21 protein-coding genes are annotated in these 18,050 nt (G+C 39.3%); 9 read left to right on the forward strand and 12 right to left on the reverse strand.

Annotated elements, in window-relative coordinates; genetic code table 11:
- Positions 1–32 precede the first annotated feature (32 nt).
- On the reverse strand, positions 33–827 hold the full coding sequence (locus ACXAEY_RS19645; protein ID WP_270182648.1) for a YfkD famly protein: 795 nt from the start codon (positions 825–827) through the stop codon (positions 33–35).
- A gap of 146 nt (positions 828–973) precedes the next feature.
- A complete protein-coding gene (locus ACXAEY_RS19650) occupies positions 974–2,323 on the reverse strand; it encodes an MATE family efflux transporter (RefSeq protein WP_474814342.1) in 1,350 nt (449 codons plus the stop codon).
- Between the two features lie 172 nt (positions 2,324–2,495).
- Between ACXAEY_RS19650 and ACXAEY_RS19655 the strand changes: the two genes are divergently transcribed.
- Positions 2,496–2,918, forward strand: coding sequence for a pyridoxamine 5'-phosphate oxidase family protein (locus tag ACXAEY_RS19655; protein WP_474814899.1), 423 nt, complete (start codon positions 2,496–2,498; stop codon positions 2,916–2,918).
- Positions 2,919–2,946: 28 nt separating this feature from the next.
- On the opposite strand, the gene ACXAEY_RS19660 is transcribed toward ACXAEY_RS19655, so the two are convergent.
- The gene (locus ACXAEY_RS19660) at positions 2,947–3,333 is read right to left on the reverse strand and encodes an OsmC family protein (RefSeq protein ID WP_270182747.1); all 387 of its coding nucleotides are present in this window, start codon (positions 3,331–3,333) and stop codon (positions 2,947–2,949) included.
- A 133-nt stretch (positions 3,334–3,466) separates the two neighbouring features.
- Between ACXAEY_RS19660 and ACXAEY_RS19665 the strand changes: the two genes are divergently transcribed.
- Together ACXAEY_RS19665 and ACXAEY_RS19670 are read left to right on the forward strand one after the other, a co-directional pair.
- The gene (locus ACXAEY_RS19665; protein ID WP_474814901.1) at positions 3,467–4,639 is read left to right on the forward strand and encodes an MFS transporter; all 1,173 of its coding nucleotides are present in this window, start codon (positions 3,467–3,469) and stop codon (positions 4,637–4,639) included.
- 141 nt (positions 4,640–4,780) lie between these two features.
- Positions 4,781–5,239, forward strand: coding sequence for a TlpA disulfide reductase family protein (locus tag ACXAEY_RS19670; protein WP_270182650.1), 459 nt, complete (start codon positions 4,781–4,783; stop codon positions 5,237–5,239).
- Positions 5,240–5,272: 33 nt separating this feature from the next.
- Here the strand turns inward: ACXAEY_RS19670 and ACXAEY_RS19675 are convergent, their stop codons facing one another.
- Positions 5,273–5,734 (reverse strand): VanZ family protein, encoded by a 462-nt coding sequence (locus ACXAEY_RS19675; protein WP_474814345.1) that lies wholly within the window; start codon positions 5,732–5,734, stop codon positions 5,273–5,275.
- A gap of 101 nt (positions 5,735–5,835) precedes the next feature.
- On the opposite strand from ACXAEY_RS19675, the gene ACXAEY_RS19680 reads away from it, so the two are divergent.
- A complete protein-coding gene (locus tag ACXAEY_RS19680; protein ID WP_474814348.1) occupies positions 5,836–7,008 on the forward strand; it encodes a class I SAM-dependent methyltransferase in 1,173 nt (390 codons plus the stop codon).
- Between the two features lie 37 nt (positions 7,009–7,045).
- Here the strand turns inward: ACXAEY_RS19680 and ACXAEY_RS19685 are convergent, their stop codons facing one another.
- Positions 7,046–7,843: a VLRF1 family aeRF1-type release factor gene (locus tag ACXAEY_RS19685; protein ID WP_474814350.1), complete on the reverse strand. Its 798-nt coding sequence runs from the start codon at positions 7,841–7,843 to the stop codon at positions 7,046–7,048.
- A gap of 301 nt (positions 7,844–8,144) precedes the next feature.
- On the opposite strand from ACXAEY_RS19685, the gene ACXAEY_RS19690 reads away from it, so the two are divergent.
- Positions 8,145–10,055, forward strand: coding sequence for a heavy metal translocating P-type ATPase (locus ACXAEY_RS19690; protein WP_474814351.1), 1,911 nt, complete (start codon positions 8,145–8,147; stop codon positions 10,053–10,055).
- Positions 10,056–10,091: 36 nt separating this feature from the next.
- Here ACXAEY_RS19690 and ACXAEY_RS19695 read toward each other — a convergent pair whose 3' ends face one another.
- The 6 genes from ACXAEY_RS19695 to ACXAEY_RS19720 form a co-directional block, all read right to left on the reverse strand.
- The gene (locus ACXAEY_RS19695) at positions 10,092–10,922 is read right to left on the reverse strand and encodes a YihY/virulence factor BrkB family protein (protein ID WP_270182655.1); all 831 of its coding nucleotides are present in this window, start codon (positions 10,920–10,922) and stop codon (positions 10,092–10,094) included.
- An 18-nt stretch (positions 10,923–10,940) separates the two neighbouring features.
- The gene (locus ACXAEY_RS19700) at positions 10,941–11,342 is read right to left on the reverse strand and encodes a YtxH domain-containing protein (RefSeq protein ID WP_270182656.1); all 402 of its coding nucleotides are present in this window, start codon (positions 11,340–11,342) and stop codon (positions 10,941–10,943) included.
- A 65-nt stretch (positions 11,343–11,407) separates the two neighbouring features.
- Positions 11,408–12,271 (reverse strand): fructosamine kinase family protein, encoded by an 864-nt coding sequence (locus ACXAEY_RS19705; RefSeq protein WP_474814354.1) that lies wholly within the window; start codon positions 12,269–12,271, stop codon positions 11,408–11,410.
- Complete coding sequence (locus ACXAEY_RS19710; RefSeq protein ID WP_474814356.1) at positions 12,268–12,738, reverse strand: low molecular weight protein-tyrosine-phosphatase; 471 nt, start codon at positions 12,736–12,738, stop codon at positions 12,268–12,270. The genes ACXAEY_RS19705 and ACXAEY_RS19710 overlap by 4 nt, the downstream gene beginning before the upstream one ends.
- Before the next feature lie 2 nt (positions 12,739–12,740).
- Complete coding sequence (locus tag ACXAEY_RS19715) at positions 12,741–13,142, reverse strand: secondary thiamine-phosphate synthase enzyme YjbQ (protein WP_474814358.1); 402 nt, start codon at positions 13,140–13,142, stop codon at positions 12,741–12,743.
- Between the two features lie 30 nt (positions 13,143–13,172).
- Positions 13,173–14,387 carry an EAL domain-containing protein gene (locus ACXAEY_RS19720; protein ID WP_270182660.1) on the reverse strand — a complete coding sequence of 405 codons (1,215 nt, stop codon included), beginning with the start codon at positions 14,385–14,387 and terminating at the stop codon, positions 13,173–13,175.
- A 237-nt stretch (positions 14,388–14,624) separates the two neighbouring features.
- On the opposite strand from ACXAEY_RS19720, the gene ytvA reads away from it, so the two are divergent.
- Positions 14,625–15,413 carry a YtvA family blue-light photoreceptor gene (gene ytvA, locus ACXAEY_RS19725; protein WP_474814361.1) on the forward strand — a complete coding sequence of 263 codons (789 nt, stop codon included), beginning with the start codon at positions 14,625–14,627 and terminating at the stop codon, positions 15,411–15,413.
- 51 nt (positions 15,414–15,464) lie between these two features.
- On the opposite strand, the gene ACXAEY_RS19730 is transcribed toward ytvA, so the two are convergent.
- A complete protein-coding gene (locus tag ACXAEY_RS19730) occupies positions 15,465–16,016 on the reverse strand; it encodes a flavodoxin family protein (RefSeq protein WP_474814363.1) in 552 nt (183 codons plus the stop codon).
- 85 nt (positions 16,017–16,101) lie between these two features.
- Between ACXAEY_RS19730 and ACXAEY_RS19735 the strand changes: the two genes are divergently transcribed.
- The 3 genes from ACXAEY_RS19735 to ACXAEY_RS19745 all read left to right on the forward strand — a co-directional run bounded on the left by ACXAEY_RS19735 (position 16,102) and on the right by ACXAEY_RS19745 (position 18,024).
- Positions 16,102–16,848 (forward strand): YwaF family protein, encoded by a 747-nt coding sequence (locus ACXAEY_RS19735; protein WP_474814365.1) that lies wholly within the window; start codon positions 16,102–16,104, stop codon positions 16,846–16,848.
- Between the two features lie 32 nt (positions 16,849–16,880).
- Positions 16,881–17,153: an acylphosphatase gene (locus ACXAEY_RS19740; protein WP_474814367.1), complete on the forward strand. Its 273-nt coding sequence runs from the start codon at positions 16,881–16,883 to the stop codon at positions 17,151–17,153.
- 70 nt (positions 17,154–17,223) lie between these two features.
- Positions 17,224–18,024: an STAS domain-containing protein gene (locus tag ACXAEY_RS19745; RefSeq protein WP_270182665.1), complete on the forward strand. Its 801-nt coding sequence runs from the start codon at positions 17,224–17,226 to the stop codon at positions 18,022–18,024.
- Positions 18,025–18,050 lie beyond the last annotated feature (26 nt).

Consider the following 18,050-nt stretch of genomic DNA (forward strand, 5'->3'; position numbering starts at 1 on the left):
CTATTCTGTAAAAAAACCAGCATTTCTGCTGGTTATTTTTGCGTATTAAACTCAAAGCTTAAATAATCTTGAACCGGAATCCATGCCCCGATCCCTTGCTGGGTTACGTTCCTTACCTCAATGCCTTTCTCACTACCTTTTAGTACAAGGTACACTTCTCCATATGTTACTTTTCCTTTTTCGTTTACAGCAGGCACATAACTCGAGAGCGTACCGTAATGGAGAGGGGCTATGTTATAAACGTTTGTTTTTCTTGTCCCTTTTCCAATGATGGTTTGAAAAGCGAGAGAAAGCTTTGTTTTTTCTGATGCCTTCATGAGCATCATTTTCTTAACATCATCACTGGAAGGAATTGAAGCTGTTAACCCTCCACTCACACTCTTTTCCTCTTCTTGACGGTACGACATTTTTGCGGTGCCTTTACCACCTCTATTGTCGTAGCGGTTAACGTTTGCTTGCTTGTACTGCCAATTAACATTTGTTTCTTGTGAATCATACATCAAAGGCCATTTCCCTAAATAAATACTTGCACGATACCCGATCGCGACTTTGGACGGAGAGATATGTGAATCATTTAGAATTTGAATAAGCTGAGGGTTTTCTATTTTGATATCAGTGGAATCAATTAACTCTCTTGTTAGCTCACTCGGTTGAAGTGTTGGTTGATCTTGTGTCGGATTTGGATAAGTGTTTTCTTTAGAGATATTCACTACCGAATCCGGTATTTGAATCGCATGTTTTTTAGAAACTTGTGTCGCTTCCTTCGCCATCGCATTCATTGGTAAGATGACTGTAAGAAGGATAATCATAAGAGCTATTTTCTTCATTTCTAGATTCTCCTTTTATCTGTATCTTTTTATACAGCAGACTCTTATGAGTATTTTTTTCAAGTTGTTGTCCTTTTATCCAACATCACATAAATCTTCTACCCCATACACTACCAAAAAAAGCCGCCGATGCTCGGCAGCTTACGTTACTTTTCAACTTCCTGTTCAAAAATCTCAATATCTCTCCACTTTCCGTACTTATAATACCCAATGGCAAAGATGCTCGATAAAACGAAGCTGATTCCGATGCCATAAGCGATCCCTTCTTCTCCAAACCAATCAGATAATAAATAGGTTAACGGTACTCTTAAGATCCAGAACGATATGATGTTTAATACCAATACTTGGACCATCGCACCTGCAGCTTTTACTACCCCATTCAATACGAAATTAATACCTAGAAACGGGTAAAAAAACGCGATCGTTTTTAAATAAGTCGTTCCGAATGCGATCGTTTCTGCATCATTAATAAAGAGTGAGACAAGGGTTTCTGCACTAAAGAAGATGATTGCACTAATCGTAAACGAGACACTTAGAATAAGGATGATACCATTTCTTGCTATTTCAGAAACACGATCCCACAACCCTGAACCAATGTTCTGACCAGCCATACTGTTAACGGCTGCTCCAAGCGTAAAGGCAGGAAGCATGATTACCCTGTCTAATCTTTGTGCTGCTCCAAACCCAGCTACAACTTGAGTACCGAAACTTGCAACGATTGCCATTATGGCGGTTACTCCCGCTGAGATCGTCATCATTTGCAGACCTGCAGGCACACCAAGCTTCGTGATTCGCTTCGTCTCTTTACCATCAGGCCAATGCGGCACAGTAAAAGGCACTTTGGATTTCCAAACCGAATAGATCACACCATAAAGGAATGCTGCTCCTTGAGCAATGATGGTTGCATATGCAGCACCTTCGATCCCCCAGTCAAAGTAACTTATAAACAAAGGGTCTAATCCTGCGTTTAAAATTACAGCAGCAAGTACAAATCGAATTGGCGTCTTACTATCTCCTAATGCTCGAAGCACTGTCCCAATAAAATTGTATCCAAACAAAAAAAGTATCCCTAAGAAGTTGATACGCAGATACAGCTTCGTCGTCTCAAATATATCCTCAGGAGTTCCTAAGAATGTTAATATCGCGTCTGTAAAAATAAAACCAATGATTCCAAACGTCACAGATAGCACTGTAAGAACAACTACGAAAGCATTTAATGATTCGATTAACCCTTCGTCGTCACCTGATCCCTTTCTTTGAGATAACACAGTAAGCGTTGCACTGTTAACACCGATAATAAAAGATAATACGGTAAAGATCACAGGAGCTGCGAGTGAAATTGCCCCAAGCGCATCTGAACCAAGTAAATTCCCAACCCAGAGACTATCAATAAATTGGTAGGATGTTTGTAGCATGTTGGTAAAAAATATGGGGAGCGAGAAAAAAATCATCTGTTTCGTGATGTTCCCCTGAGTAAAATCATAGGTGTTATTCATTTTTATTACCTTCTTTGATTTGAATTAAGTCTCTTTATGGTATACCCCTGGAGCGTCTTTGAAAAACAGAATGGCACACTTTGCAAATAATGGCATATTATCTTGTTTTAGAATTGCTCAATAAAGGAAGATTAAGATTAGCGTTGATATTGAAAGGAGAATGATGATGACGATGACTCAAACAGAATTGAAGGACAAAGTGTTAGAAATTCTAGAATCTCACCATGTTGGCACACTCAGTACGATAAAGGATAACAAACCGCACTCTCGCTTCATGACATTCTTTAATGAAGATCTAACATTGATGACTCCGACGAGCAAAGAAACACATAAAGTAGAAGATATTGAAGAAAACCATAATGTACATGTATTACTTGGATATGACGGTGAAGGTTGGCATGACCGCTATGTAGAAATTCAAGGTACCGTTAAGATCGATGACTCAAAAGAAACAAAGGAAAAAATCTGGGGAGATACGCTAAAAAGATGGTTCGATTCTCCCGAAGACCCGAACTACATCGTGTTAAGAATTACTCCAGAAACCATTCGTCTTATGAATGAAGGAGAAAATACGCCAGAGACGCTAGAGCTATAACAATAGAAGTGACACCAGGTACCTGGTGTCACTTCTTAATTTCAAATGTCTCTTCAAGCTCGATGCTATCGATTACGGATTGAGCCATCGAACAATGTTTTTTCGTTAATTCAAGAGCTTTTTCAACCTTTTGCTCATCAAGATCTCCTTCTAACGTGAAATGAAGGTGAATCTTCTCTACTCGGTTCGCTTTTTCTTCATTACGCGTAACATCAGCACTGATGTGGATATCTTCATATTTCATGCGTTTTTTATCTAAAATTTGACGAAGCACTCCACCACTACATACTGCGATCGAAGAAACGAGAAGTTGATATGGTCTAAAACCGGACTGCTCATCACCAGAAATATGTAATGTTCCGTATTCGAAGTCCGCTGTAAAACCAGTCTCTTCTTTTTTCATATTGAATTCCATCTTTTCCACTCCCTTTACGTTCAATATCTTTATTTTAAATGAGAGTCCGCCGAAATGCGAATGGTGGTTCTTTTCTGCCTTATCCATTATAATGGCACTCATATGATCGTCTTGACGGAGTGTGAAGAAGTTGATGAATCAATACCGGTACAGATTTTTAATATTGATTACAATCGTTTTTATATCTGGCTATTCTCAAGGCATGCTTTTACCGCTCTTATCGATTTTACTTGAAGAAGCTGGCGTTTCATCGAGCATGAACGGTCTAAATGCATCAGCCCTCTATATAGGAATACTTTTTGCCTCACCTTTCATCGAAAAACCGGTTAGGAAATATGGATATAAGCCAGCCATCTCGTTCGGATTAGTGTTAGTAGCAATTTCTATCACCCTTATACCGATCTGGCAAGCCTTCTGGTTTTGGTTTATCCTTCGAGTGATTGTTGGCATAGGAGACAACCTCCTACATTTCGCTACTCAGCTATGGATTACAACGAGCACTCCAAAAGAAAAGCGCGGAAGAAACATCGCGATTTATGGCTCTTCGTTTGGGCTTGGCTTTGCTGCTGGCCCGCTTTCAACAAGGTTAGTCGATCTATCGATTTACCTTCCGTTCTTACTTGCATCAGGGCTTGCACTCTTAACCTGGGGACTGTTAATTAGAATACGTAACGAATTTCCAGATTCCATCGATACGGGTTCAGATCGGGTTCTGATAAAGTATTGGAATGTCCTGAAAATTGGATGGGCAGCTTTACTCCCTTCATTCGGATACGGATTTTTAGAAGCGTCCTTGCATGGAAACTTTCCGGTATATGCGTTACGTATTGGACTTGATGTTAATGCAGTCTCCATCCTTCTTCCTTCGTTTGTTGTGGGAAGCTTAGTTTTTCAAATGCCGCTCGGAATATTAAGTGATAAATATGGACGGAAAAACGTTCTGTTAATAAGTATCTTCTGTGGATGGATCTGTCTATCTGCAGCGATTTTCACAACGTCACTTTCGATGTTATTCATCTTACTATTCATCTCGGGGATGACGGTTGGATCGCTTTTTTCACTGAGCATCACGTACTTAGCTGACCTCCTCCCTACTGACCTCTTACCAACTGGCAATATCTTAGCTGGTATTTTCTTTGGAGTCGGTAGTATCCTCGGCCCTTTTCTCGGCGGAATGTTTATCGACCTTTTGGAAAAGGGAAGTATCTTCTATGTGATCAGCGGAATGCTAATCGTCTTATTCGTAGGAATTGCGCTTCATACGACTACTCAACAAAACGCACCGCGTTATTCGACTAATTTATGAGTAAACTGAAACTTTTAAAGCCACTTTAATAGTATATAGAAAGCGTCGTTATTGACTTATCATATGAATATACTATAATGATAATTGTGATTAACTAATAATTATTATAAACAAATTACAATAAAAGGAGTCGATCCCCTTATGAAACTACGCGAAGAAATGCCAGAACTTGAAGGTGCTAAAACCTGGTTCAATGGAGAAGTTTCCAAAAGTGATTTAGTAGGAGACAAGCCTCTTACTCTTATTCATTTCTGGTCCATCAGCTGTGGCCTATGTAAAGAAGCTATGCCAATGGTGAATGAATTCCGTGATGAATATGCAGAAGACATGAACGTTATTGCTGTTCATATGCCTCGTTCTGAAAAAGACCTTGATCTAGATGAAATCAAACAGGTGGCTGATCAGCACGATATCTCTCAACCAATCTTTGTCGATAGTGATCATAAATTAACGGATGCTTTTGATAATCAATATGTACCTGCATACTATGTGTTTGATTCAGAAGGTAAACTCCGTCATTTCCAAGCTGGAGGCGAAGGACGCAAAATGTTAACGAAGCGTATCACGAAGCTTCTAGACAAAGCGAAAAAAGCAGAATAAAGAACGAAAGGCAGCTTACAATAAGCTGCCTTTTTATTTTCTCTTTAATTTTTTGTAGATAAAGAAACAAGTCCTGTATACGCCATACCCTACTACAGCACCGAAACCATTCAATAAAATATCATCGATATCGAATATTCGTTGCGCAGCAAGGTATTGAAGTAGTTCGATACTCGTACTGATCAATAACCCGATTAACGTTATGACAATAACGGACCTACACTTTCGGTGCACAAGAGGCACGAGAAAGCCCAGTGGCATAAAGAGTAGAACGTTTCCTATTATGTTCTTAATGATCAGCCAGTAACTCCCACTCTCCCACATCAACTTAATGCTATCGAACAATACAAGATTGACGGATTTTCCATATGGATAGTAATTGTAAATAAATAGAGTCGTGTAAAAGAGAGTGAGCAAATAGATAAAGAGTGCGAACGTTCCGCCTCTTCTCATCCACTTGTTATCTGTTTGAATGTCTTCGTTTTTGGTTTGCATGATTCCTATATCTCTCCCTATCCTCCATATGCTTACGAGCGACCGTTATGCTATAGTATTCTATACAAACTAAGTTCATGTAACTAAATTGAGGTGGTAAGATGCCCAACACATTAACAAGCACAGTGCTTACCCTATCATCAGCACTAGACGATCAAGCAATTCCCTATTTCTATATAAACCAAACCGCTTTATGGCTGCAAGGTGTATTAGATGATTGTAATTCTATAACTGTTTCGGTACAGTGGGACAATTTTGAGTCCGTAATTTCTTATTTCAATAACCATTATGGGCAAGCTACACCGAAACATACGGATGAAAAGTCCTTGGCGACCTACGAAATAGATGGGAATCCAGTAACCATCGAATGTGAATATAACACGGTTATCCGAACGAATCCCTATTTAATAGATGTTTCTCTAAATAACAAAACGGTTCCCACTCTATCCCTTTATCACTATCAACGCTCCGTAGAATGGGCACCGCTGATCAACGATCATCTAAGAAAGGTACAACAGAGAATAACGGAACAAAACGAGCAAGCCTGGAACCAGCAAAACTACGAAGCCTTACTAAATAGGCATGGAACTCCCGAGCAGGTAGCAGACAAACTCAAGTTAAATCCTAATGGAAAACTAAGATCTCTCCTTCCTTACTTGCCAGATCTAAAGGGGAAACGTATTGCTAACCTGATGGGCTCTCATGGAATGAAAGCAACTGCCATGGGTTTATTAGGTGCAGATGTCACAGTGATCGACTTCTCTTATGAAAATGAGCGCTATGCAAAAGAACTTGCAGATGCAGCATCGGTTGATCTGACCTATTACCTTTCAGATATTTTAAAATTAGGCACTGAGCATCATAGCAAATACGATATCGTGGTTATGGAACTTGGTATCCTTCACTACTTCTTGGATCTACATCCACTATTTCGAATCGTACATCACATTCTCAAACCTGGAGGTCAATTTATTCTTCAAGAGTTTCACCCGATCTCAACTAAATTGATTACATCGAAGGGTAAAAAGCATAAAGTAGATGGGAACTACTTTGATCCAACGATTCAAGAAACGAATGTTGCTTACAAAAAGCACTTGAACGAACAACAAAATACCAACGCCGTTCTTCAAAGAAAGTGGACGCTTGGAGAAGTGCTAACGAGTATTGCAGATGAAGACCTCATCATAAAACAAGTCGTAGAAGAACCTAATATCAAGGTCAACGACCGTGGCATCCCTAAACTGTTCACTGTAAAAGCAGAACGGTTAAATTAGAAAAAGCACCTTCAGAGGTGCTTTTTCTTACGTCTTATTACGAAACGAGTAATTCTAGTACTTCGTCATCTCGTTTATCGGAATAGTTCTTGCCAACAATTTCCGTTTGTTTATTCATCAGATTAGCTAGTTCTTCTGCTTCCTCTTTTTCACCAGCTACAAAAATTTTTTGCCACTCGCGCTTTTTGGACTTTTTATCTAGTTTGGATGCCATCGATTTGTACCATCTTTCTCGATTGGCTTTAATTCTGTCTTCGTATAGCTCTCTTTGTGCAGTACTTCCGTTACCAGGCGTGTTCTCGCTTCCAGTCGTACCTTCATAAATTCTCCAATTATCTTCATCCGGGTCCCACGCGTATTCCTCACTCTTCGTTAAGAAACCAAGTTCCGTTTCTAAAATACGTACATAATCATAATGCACAAGAATGATTCCAGTGTTTGGATAATCCTTACTTAATTGTTCGAGTTGGTCAAGCTGTGGTTCTTCTTCCCAATAAAGATTCGTCTTAACCGGTACCTGAGTACGTTCAACGAACCAGATTTGATCATCAGATGAAGCGATGATCACGAGACCCCGTTTTAAATCATTTTCAATCGAATTGATTTCATCCTGTACTTTTTGTTTTACCTTTTCAAAGTTCTCTTGCTCATCTTTATTGCCACTTTCTTTTAAGTAATCTTCAAAGTTTCGGAAACCATTCTTTAATTGAATCTTCCACTCACCATGTTGACGGTCTGGATCACGTCGGTCTGTATTTAAGTATAGAGTAAACACCTTATCTGGCTTTTGTACTTGAGCTCGTTTAATTTGATCTAGTTTTTCAGTTAATAGCATGTCATCGTGTCCTCCTTCACTTTTTGTTACTTATAAAATGGATTCCCTGTTTTTTGTAAGGATTAAACATAAAAATATGTAGCATATTTCATTTCTTTATGATAGTAACGATGAAGACTTTGTGATAGAATAAAATCATTAAAAGATAATAATAATTCTAATTTAATGAAATGCATTCTCATTTAGAAGTTATGAAAACCGTCTTTTCGGGCTTCAAACGATCTTTCTTAGCATGAAATGAGACATATAAGAACGCTGAGTATGAATATCTTTCTCAATTAGAAATTAACAAGGAGGAATGATGATGCAACAGTTGAATGTTCAAAACAGTACTTATACCACTCAAACTTCCTTTTGGTGGAATTCTTTCAAACGACATAGCGAGTTACTTGCTGCCTTGGTAAGTGGCTTGATCATTGCTTTCACGTGGTTGATGGAGGGCGAATTTTCTTCATCCATAGAAGCTGGGCTTTATATAACTGCTTTTATTATTGGGGGATTCGCGAAAGCAAAAGAAGGCATTGAGGATTCGCTAGAAGATAAAGATGTGAACGTGGAATTATTAATGATTATTGCTGCAATTGGTGCCGGCTCCATTGGATATTGGACAGAAGGGGCCATTCTAATCTTTATCTTTGCAGTCAGTGGTGCACTTGAAACATATACGTTAAATAAGAGTGAACGGGAACTTCAGTCACTAATGGACATACAACCCGAAACAGCTACCATCGTAGAGGATGGAATCGAGAAAGTTGTTCAAGCTTCGGAGCTAACGATCGATAGTACAATACTAATTAAACCAGGCGAACGCGTTCCTGCTGACGGAGTGATCTTGAAAGGTCAAACGTCACTCGATCAATCAGCAATTACTGGTGAATCTATTCCAGTGATCAAGCGGATCGATGATGAAGTGTTTGCTGGTACGCTTAATATATCCGGCCATCTAACGATTCGAATGACGAAACGGAACGAAGATACCGTTTTCCAAAAAATTATCGCTCTCGTTCAAGAAGCACAAGATCAAAAAGCTCCTTCACAATTGTTCATCGAACGATTAGAAGGCTGGTACGTTAAGATCGTATTACTTACGGGAGCTCTTCTTATGGTTCTCCCCCATTACCTCGTTGGGTGGACGTGGGAAGAAACGATCTATAGAGCGATGGTTTTTCTAGTTGTAGCTTCCCCGTGTGCGCTCGTTGCTTCAATTATGCCGGCTACGCTGTCAGCTATTTCAGCTGGAGCAAGGAACGGGATATTGTTTAAAGGTGGCATACATCTCGAACAGCTTAGTACCGTTCGAGCTGTTGCACTTGATAAAACCGGTACTCTAACTCAGGGAAATCCAGAAGTAACAGATGTAATTACAAGGGAAGACATCGAAGAAGACAAATTGATCCGAAACGTCGCTTCGATTGAGAGACAATCAACGCATCCATTAGCGAAAGCGATCGTTCATTTTGCTGGGGAGACGAATTGGTTTTTACCAGACGAAATGGAAGACCATTCTGGATGGGGCGTTAAAGCAAAAATCTCTGGAGTACAGTGGAAAGTCGGTAAACGTGAATTTTTCTCAGATGTAATTGGTTTTGATCGTTTTGAACAACGTTACAAGCAACTTCAACAAGAAGGTAAGACGATCGTACTTGCAGCTGATGAAGCAGGTATTGCTGGAATGATCGCGCTAAAGGATCAAGTAAGAGCAGAATCCTCTAAGCTTGTGAGAGAATTAAAGAAACTAGGCATCGAACCTGTCATGATTACTGGAGACAGTGAAGAAACGGCTAGAGCGATCGCCAATGAAGTAGGAATTGAAAAATACTATGCAAACTGTTTACCTGAAGATAAAGTAACAAGGATCAAACAGTTAAAAGAAGAATGCGGCTCTGTTGGAATGATTGGAGACGGCATCAACGATGCACCAGCTCTTGCTACAGCTGATGTTGGAATCGCTATGGGTCAGGGGACTGATGTGGCATTAGACACAGCTGATGTTGTACTGATGAAGAACGACCTGTCTAAACTAACTCGTGCAGTGAGCTTATCAAATCGATTGAATGGTATCGTAAAACAAAATGTCACCTTTTCTATTGCAGTAATTCTCGTATTGATCTTATCTAACTTCTTCCAGTTCCTAACGCTGCCTCTAGGTGTGCTAGGTCATGAAGGAAGCACCATCCTCGTTATATTGAACGGCTTACGTTTATTAAAATAATAAGTAAAAACAGCAGTCCAAGACTGCTGTTTTTATTTATGTAGACTTATTCCTCCTGAAGTAGTTGGAAGTGGCGTTTATTTCTCCTCCTACAACAATGACGAGGCCAGTTAAGTAAAACCATAGCATCAATGCGATTACGCCACCTAAACTACCGTAAGTTGCAGAGTAGTTCCCAAAGTTATTTATGTAATATGAAAAACCAAAAGAAACGGACTGCCATAACACCGAGGCTGTAATTGAACCTATGATCACATCTTTATAGTGCAAACGCTTATTAGGTGCGTAATAGTAAATAAACATAAAAACGATGATCATGATCGTGAGACTCAACAACCAGCGAATCAGTGAAAACATAAAGCTAAAGGTCTCTGGAATCATAAAGAAATCAACGAAAAATCGCCATAGCATTTCTCCAAAAACAGGCAATATCAATGCAACGACGATGACGAAGATCATTGCTAGTGACAATAAAATCGACAGCCCTCTTGCAAGAAGGAAATTTCTGCTTTCATCCACGTTATAAGCTCGGTTGAGTGACTTAATTATGGCATTGATGGCATTTGAAGCTGACCAAATCGTAGCGATAATTCCAAACGAAAGTAATCCCTTTCGTGCGCCGTCCTCAAGAATGAGATTTTCTTGTATCGTAATAAGAGACTCTGATGGAGCATATTGAGAAATCAAATCAAGAATTTGATCCTTAGAGAAATCAAAATGAGCCAGAAGGGTAATGGCGAAAATGAGGAAAGGAAAAAGCGACAGTAAGAAATAGTACGCGAGCTGCGCAGCTAAATCTGTCACCTGATGTTCCTTTATACTCGAGAAAAGCTGCTTACTAAAACTAACTAGAGATAAGTTCACCATATACCCTCCTGAAGTAATCTAGTGCGTGATCTCGCGGTTATGGTCTTTCGTTAATTCTTCACCTGCTTCTACAACCCTAGAACCAATTTCTTTAATATCTTTTTGTGTTTCTTTCACAATGTTAAGTGCTTCGACCGAGCTTTCTTTTAAACCGCTGAACTTCTTAGAAAGTGTCGTGATGTCATCCTGGACCTCTTTCATCAAATCACCAGCATCTTCAACCGTTTGTCTTACCTTATTCGAATAATAAGAAGGGTTGTTCTTAACTTCTCGAAGAACCTCTCCAGTACGCTTCGATCCTTCTTTGATCGATTGCCTTGTCCCTCGATCTAAAAGAGAAATAAGAGCCCCCGCTAGACCACCGATTAGGACAGCTTTAAAAAGTTTATTTTCACTCTTCTTCTGATATGTCTCATTCATTGAAAATTGCCTCCTTTAATTTCACAAAGTTGCGATTATTTTCCCTATAATAGGTGCGCTCAAACCTAACGAGCAGTGGTGTAGCGGCGAAGAATTCGGTCTACCGCACTTCCATAGCTTTCCCCAAATATCACAAGATGAACAAGAAGATAATAAAGCTGATAAATCGGAAAACGATCTTTGTATCCATCCTCTAATGGGTATTCTTCTTCATATCTTCTATAGAAAGCTTCTGAGTACCCTCCGAATAAATATGTAAATGCGATATCCACTTCCCGATCGCCATAGTATACCGCAGGATCTATCAAGAAAGGTCCTTCTTTACTACTTATCCAGTTTCCTCCCCAAAGGTCACCATGCAGCAATGAGTTTTTTGGAGTATGGTTCAGGATAGAGTGAAGATTGTCTCTAAGCTTCGTCAGAAGTCGATTACGTTCTTTCGTGAGGACTCCTTTTTCTTCAGCTAAGGATTGTAAGAAGCCTATCCGTTGATCACGATAAAACTGTACCCAATCATTCCGTTCGTTTGTTTGTGGGAGTTCCCCTATAAAGTTATTATGTTCTAAACCCGCCTTTTTACTATAGTGGGCATGCATATTCGCAACGACACTACCTAGTTCTTTATCAGCTTCATCGTTTTCAAAGGGAGGAATCCATTCTAATAAAAGGACGTTATTTCCTACTCCACCATCATGATGATAAAGAGGTTTAGGTACAGGGACCCCATTTTCTCCTAAAAGTGTAAGCCCATTTACTTCTGCCTGAAAAAACTCGTGACCAGCTGAAGGGTTGTACTTAACAAAATAGTCCCTTTCACTCGTTTTTGCATAAAACGTATGGTTGATGGAGCCACCTGTAACACGATCCCACTGATCGACCTTCCCAACGTCTCCATAAGCTTGAAGGGCGGACCGCACTTGAGAAATCATAGCCCGCTTTCTTCTCTAATGTGTTGAAGTAACTGATCGCAGCCCTTTTCTACCATCTCATAAACCTCATCAAAATTACCTGTGAAATACGGATCAGGAACATCTTCAATTTCAAAATCTTCTACGTAGTCCATCAGCCTAGAGATTGAACTCGTATTCGTTAGACCCGCCAATTTATGCAATTCACCTAAATTTCCTGCATCCATCGCGACAATATATTGGAATTCCTCTAGATCACTCTTTTTGACTTGACGTGCCTGCATCCCATCGATACGAATGTTCTTTTTATTTAAAAGGTCTGCAGTCCCTTCGTGCGGAGGCTCTCCGATGTGCCAATCACCAGTACCTGCCGAGTCGACGCTAATCATATCTGAAAGACCAGCATGTGCAACCTTATCTCGAAAGACCGCTTCAGCCATTGGAGATCTGCAAATATTACCGAGACAGACAAACAATACTCGAATCATACTTATCCCTCCATCGTTTTGATGTACACAGTACGGTTTCTTGGGCCATCAAATTCACAAAAATAAATCCCCTGCCATGTACCAAGAATCATTTTTCCGTCTTGAATTAAAATCGTTTGTGAAGCTCCTACAGTACTCGTCTTCAAATGAGAAGCAGAATTTCCTTCTGCATGCCGATATTTCGGATGTTCCCATGGATATACTTCATCGAGCCTCATCAACATGTCATGTTTGACGTCAGGATCTGCATTTTCATTAATCGTTATTCCAGCCGTAGTGTGCGCTGAATACACCACTACCATTCCATTTTTGATCCCTTCTTCTTCAATGGCGTTCTGTACAGTTGACGTAATATCGATCATTTCGTCTCGCTGTGTTGTGTTAACGGTCGTTTTCTTTAACATCTCTGAACCCTCCTAGTGATTTTTAAAATCTCAATGATGGTCTCGATCGTACAAATACAAATATGGAATATCAAGAAACAAATAATGCGTCTCGTTAATAGGGTACGAATATGTCCTTATCAATTCATTTGTTTCGATATCACTGTACATATCTGAGAGGTTCCCTATCCCTTCATGTTTCATTCTCATAATGTTTTCTAAGAAATACGGTCTCCAACTCCAGTTGTTTCCCACATACTCTGGTTGAAGTTCCCAGCTCCCATCATCGTTACGGTAGTAGTTCGAGGACACCTGATTCCCATCCTCATTGCATATATAACCTCTAAAGCAAGCGTCGTTCAAGGATCTTGAAGCTTGTGAGACAATGTCATCCCAATCGTTTTGCTTCATCATTTTAACCTGTTTTTGTAGATGCTCATTAAACCTTTTGGATAAATGATAAAGCGATAGAAGCCGATTTTGTTCATGATTGATAAACTGATGAAACTCCTTAGAAAGCAGTGGTTTGAATTGATCTCTTTCTAAAAATTCTGGACCTGGTTCTTTAATGTAATCACCTTGATAATAGCGACCACCGTTTTCCCAAGCATACTTCATCTGACCATGTCCTTCGATTCCTTCAAACAGTAAGGTGGCACCAATTTTACGTCCAAGCATCGACAATGCGTAAAGCACATCTCGATATTCTTGAGGCATGCCTTTATCTTTAAGACTAAAAAGATTTACTTTAATAATATTTGGATTTAAAATCGCAATCTTTTCGATATTGCTCATCTTATTTCCAGAATGGCTAACAGCTATTTGCACTCCGAGACTTCTATAATAAGTTAGAAGATGTTGAAGCTTCTTTAAATCACTTTCATCCACATCATAATCAGACACCTCTAACGCGATTCGCTCATATGGAATTCCGAGATTAGCATATCCCTCTAATGATGAAGTGATCGTCTCTCCACGATCAAACAACAAATGACTGGCATTACAGTTAAAAAACAAACATTCACCTGTCCCATAATTACTGTAATACTCGATCGCTAAATCTCGAACGATCGTATCGATTTCCAATATGTACTCTTCTGGTATCGAAGTATCTTCAAAGAAGAAACTAAGGTCTTCAGCACCTTTTTCTGTTTGGATTCTTCCCAATACTTCATATCCAATAATTTGTTTTTTATCAGCGCTGATGATCGGTTGAAAATATGGAAACACGTTCTCTTTATTGCCCATGACATCTAGTGCATCCACTGCTTATCCCCCTCTCCTATGTCGATTTAAATACTATTATTATAGCATGAACATCTAACTTTTTTAGAGGCTTGTCCCCTTCCAATTATGTCAGTTACTCTCTTAATTCTAAGCATAAATCCTATTAATAATTGGTTAATTATTGGTTTTTATGAGTTTGAGATTTATACTAGTAGTAACAATTAGTATAAAAGGTGATGATTTGAATGAGGGAAAGACAGACACGGGGCGAACAAAATGAGAGCTAATAAAGAACAAATCAAACGAATGAAGAAAAATGAATTCATCAGAACTGCGATTGAGTACGTCGATACAGGAGTCGTCATCACAGACCCTGAACTACCTGACAACCCCATCATATATACGAATAAAGGCTTTGAGCAATTGAGCGGATACACAGCAGAAGAGGTCATCGGGTTTAATTGCCGGTTCCTTCAGGGCGAAGACACGGACAGAACCGTATTAAATCAGATTAAGTCTGCCATTCAGAAGAGAGAAAAAATGAAAGTGGAAGTAAAAAACTATCGTAAAAACGGAGAACCATTTTGGAACGAGCTGCAAATTTTCCCCGTTTACATTGAAAGTGAAAAGCAGTCCTATTTTGTAGGTGTCCAACAGGACGTAACGAAACGTAAATATGCGGAAGAACGTTCCAATCATTATTTACAACAAGTAAAAGCGCTATCTACTCCGATCGTTCCGATCGATAGAGGTGTTTCGATCGTACCACTAGTCGGTGAAATCGATGATGAGCGACTAGAGCTTCTGCATCACAACGTGAGTAGACACATTCAAAGAAGCGGTGATCAGTATTTGATCCTAGACCTTTCTGGAGTGAGTCACTTTACAACTCAACTTCACAACGGCATATATCAACTCGATCAGCTCATCAAATTAATGGGAGCTACGCTAATGATGTCTGGGGTTCGGCCAGAATTTGTTCTTGAAAGTGTACGTTCGGATTTAACATTGTCATCGATTCAAAGCTTTCCATCTGTTAAACAAGCCTTGAAAACAATTCAATAAGAATAGGAAAAAAGCTTTCGAGATTGTTTTCTCGAAAGCTTTTTAGCAGACTTACTTAAGTCTTTCTTTTATAGATGCATTCAATGACTTCGCATCTGAGAGCGCTCTGTGGTCTTCCTCTATCTCACCAGGCTTAACAGCTTGACCGATGATGTAATCGACCATTTTCATTCCGAGAAAGTCGCATATGTATTGAAATTGCTGAATAAGAGGCAATCCTTTGATTCTTGGATTGTCGCCGCCACATGACACCACATACACTTCTTTACCTGCTAGCTTACTCTTTAAATCAAACCGTTCATCGCGCATTGCCTGCGAAAATCGATCGACCATATTCTTCATCGTCCCTGACATGCCGTACCAATAAATTGGCGTGGAGAAAACGAGAATATCGCTGTTGATAATCTCCTCAATCAAGTTATCGTGATCATCGTATACGCGTGTGAAACCACCTTCTGCATGACGTTGGTCATGAATGGGGCGGATGGATAATTGCCTTAAATAAACCTTTGCATGGTCGATGTCATCCAGTACATGGTTTGTTAAAGTTTCTGTGTTTCCATCGGGTCTTTGACTGCCGTCTAATACAAGTATCCTCTTCATATCATTCTCCTTTCTTTCGCACATATTTATTTTAACGATTACACAGTTCCTTTTACACTGTTTTGCTTAAAAAGGAGGAGTCATTTTGCAGAATTATTTAACCTGGTCGGTAAATGAGACCTTTTCACTCTTCTCACTACCTCACCTACTTGTACTAGTCACCTTAACGGGATTGCTAGTCCTTACCTACCTATTCAGAAAAACGCTACGAACAAAACGATATAACATAGCGTTTCGCTTTATTTTGATCTTTTTATTATTCCTGTCAGAAACGAGCTTTCATGCTTGGTTTAGTTATCACGATGAATGGCATGTCACGACAACGCTCCCACTGCAATTAAGCAGCATCTCCCTATTTCTCGCTTTGTTTTTGTTACTTTTAAAACGGCAGTTTCTGTTTGAGATAACGTATTTCGTAGGTTCGAGCAGTGCGCTTCTCGCAATGGTTACACCTGAACTTATTTATGCCTATCCGCATTTTCGTTTCTATCACTTTTTTGTTGCCCATGGCGGAATCGTTCTTACAGCGTGGTTTATGATCGTGGTTGAAGGATACAAACCATTTTATTCTTCCATTTGGAGAGCATTTATCTTTCTCAATGTGTATACAGCGTTTATTTTCCTACTAAACTTTCTTATTGACTCGAATTATATGTTTCTAATGGAGAAGCCGATGAGCAATACCATCTATGCCTACCTAGGCAATTGGCCATGGTATTTAGTAACGTTAGAAGTGATCGCCATTTCATTGTTTCACCTTTTATACTTGCCATTTGCCATGATTAATCGGAAAAGAGAGGTCCGTTTAAACAGTCCTAAAACAGGTAAATGACTATAAAACAGATCTTTGAAAGGATGAATATCATGAAACGTTATCACCTTATCGTAAGCGGGCGGGTTCAAGGTGTTGGATTCAGAGCATTCACACAGCAAAAAGCAGCAAAATACAATCTAAGTGGCTATGTGAAAAATAACACGGATGGTTCTGTAGAGATCGAAGCTCAGGGAGATGAAACACAGATTAAGCAATTTATTTCTTCGATTGAAAAAGGCAGCGCTTTTTCTTCTGTAGATAAGATCAATGCGAATGAAGAGGAAGTAAAGCATGAGGAAGAGTCTTTTTCAATACGTTATTAATGTTCAATCATCGCTTCTTACTCTATAATACTAGTAGATTTAAAATCGAATAAGTCGGAGGAAGCGGATTGTGACAAGTAACTCGTTTTTTGAAAATAATGAAACGATCAGAGTGCTAAATAGTATTGGTGACAATATCTTTGTATGTGATACAAGTTTTACCATCGCTTGGTATAATGAGCAGGCTGAAGATCTTTTGCAATCGATCATCGATTATCTTCCCGTTGATTCACCTTCACAATTAATCGGAAGAAGCATACATGACTTTCATAAGAATCCTGCCCATCAAAAAAATATTCTATTACATCATTTGCCTTATCAAAGTACGATCACTCTTTTCAATAAGTTTGCTGCCAATATCGTTATTTCAGAATATAGAAACGAAGACGGCGAAAAAGTGGGATACATACTTGTCTGGCGAGATGTAACTGAAAAGGAAAAAGAGATCGATGAAAACAGGAAACTTGTGGAGGAGTATTCGAATACTATCCTTCCTACTGTTCTTGAGAATGCTATTCTGCTTCCATTGATCGGCACGCTGACTGTAAACCGTTCAGAAAAATTGATTAGAAATGTACTCAGCTATTGCGCTAAAACGAAGACAGATTATGTTCTGATCGACTTTTCTGGATTAACAAATCTCACAGATCGTTCAGCCAATATAATAATTGAAACGATGACAAAGTCTCTTAGTCTGATGGGGATTCAAGTGGTTTATGTGGGGATTACATCACGAATTGTAAGATGGCTAATCGATCTTGACTTAGATTCGTCTATCCCTACCTATGCAACGTTTAGACAAGGAATCCGAGCCGTCATGAAAAATGAAGGATACGAACTTAAGAGGATCAATGAAAAGATCAAAAGCTGAAGAGCACACTCTTCAGCTTTTTTTAT

Source organism: Anaerobacillus sp. ABA4_114 (assembly GCF_056159065.1).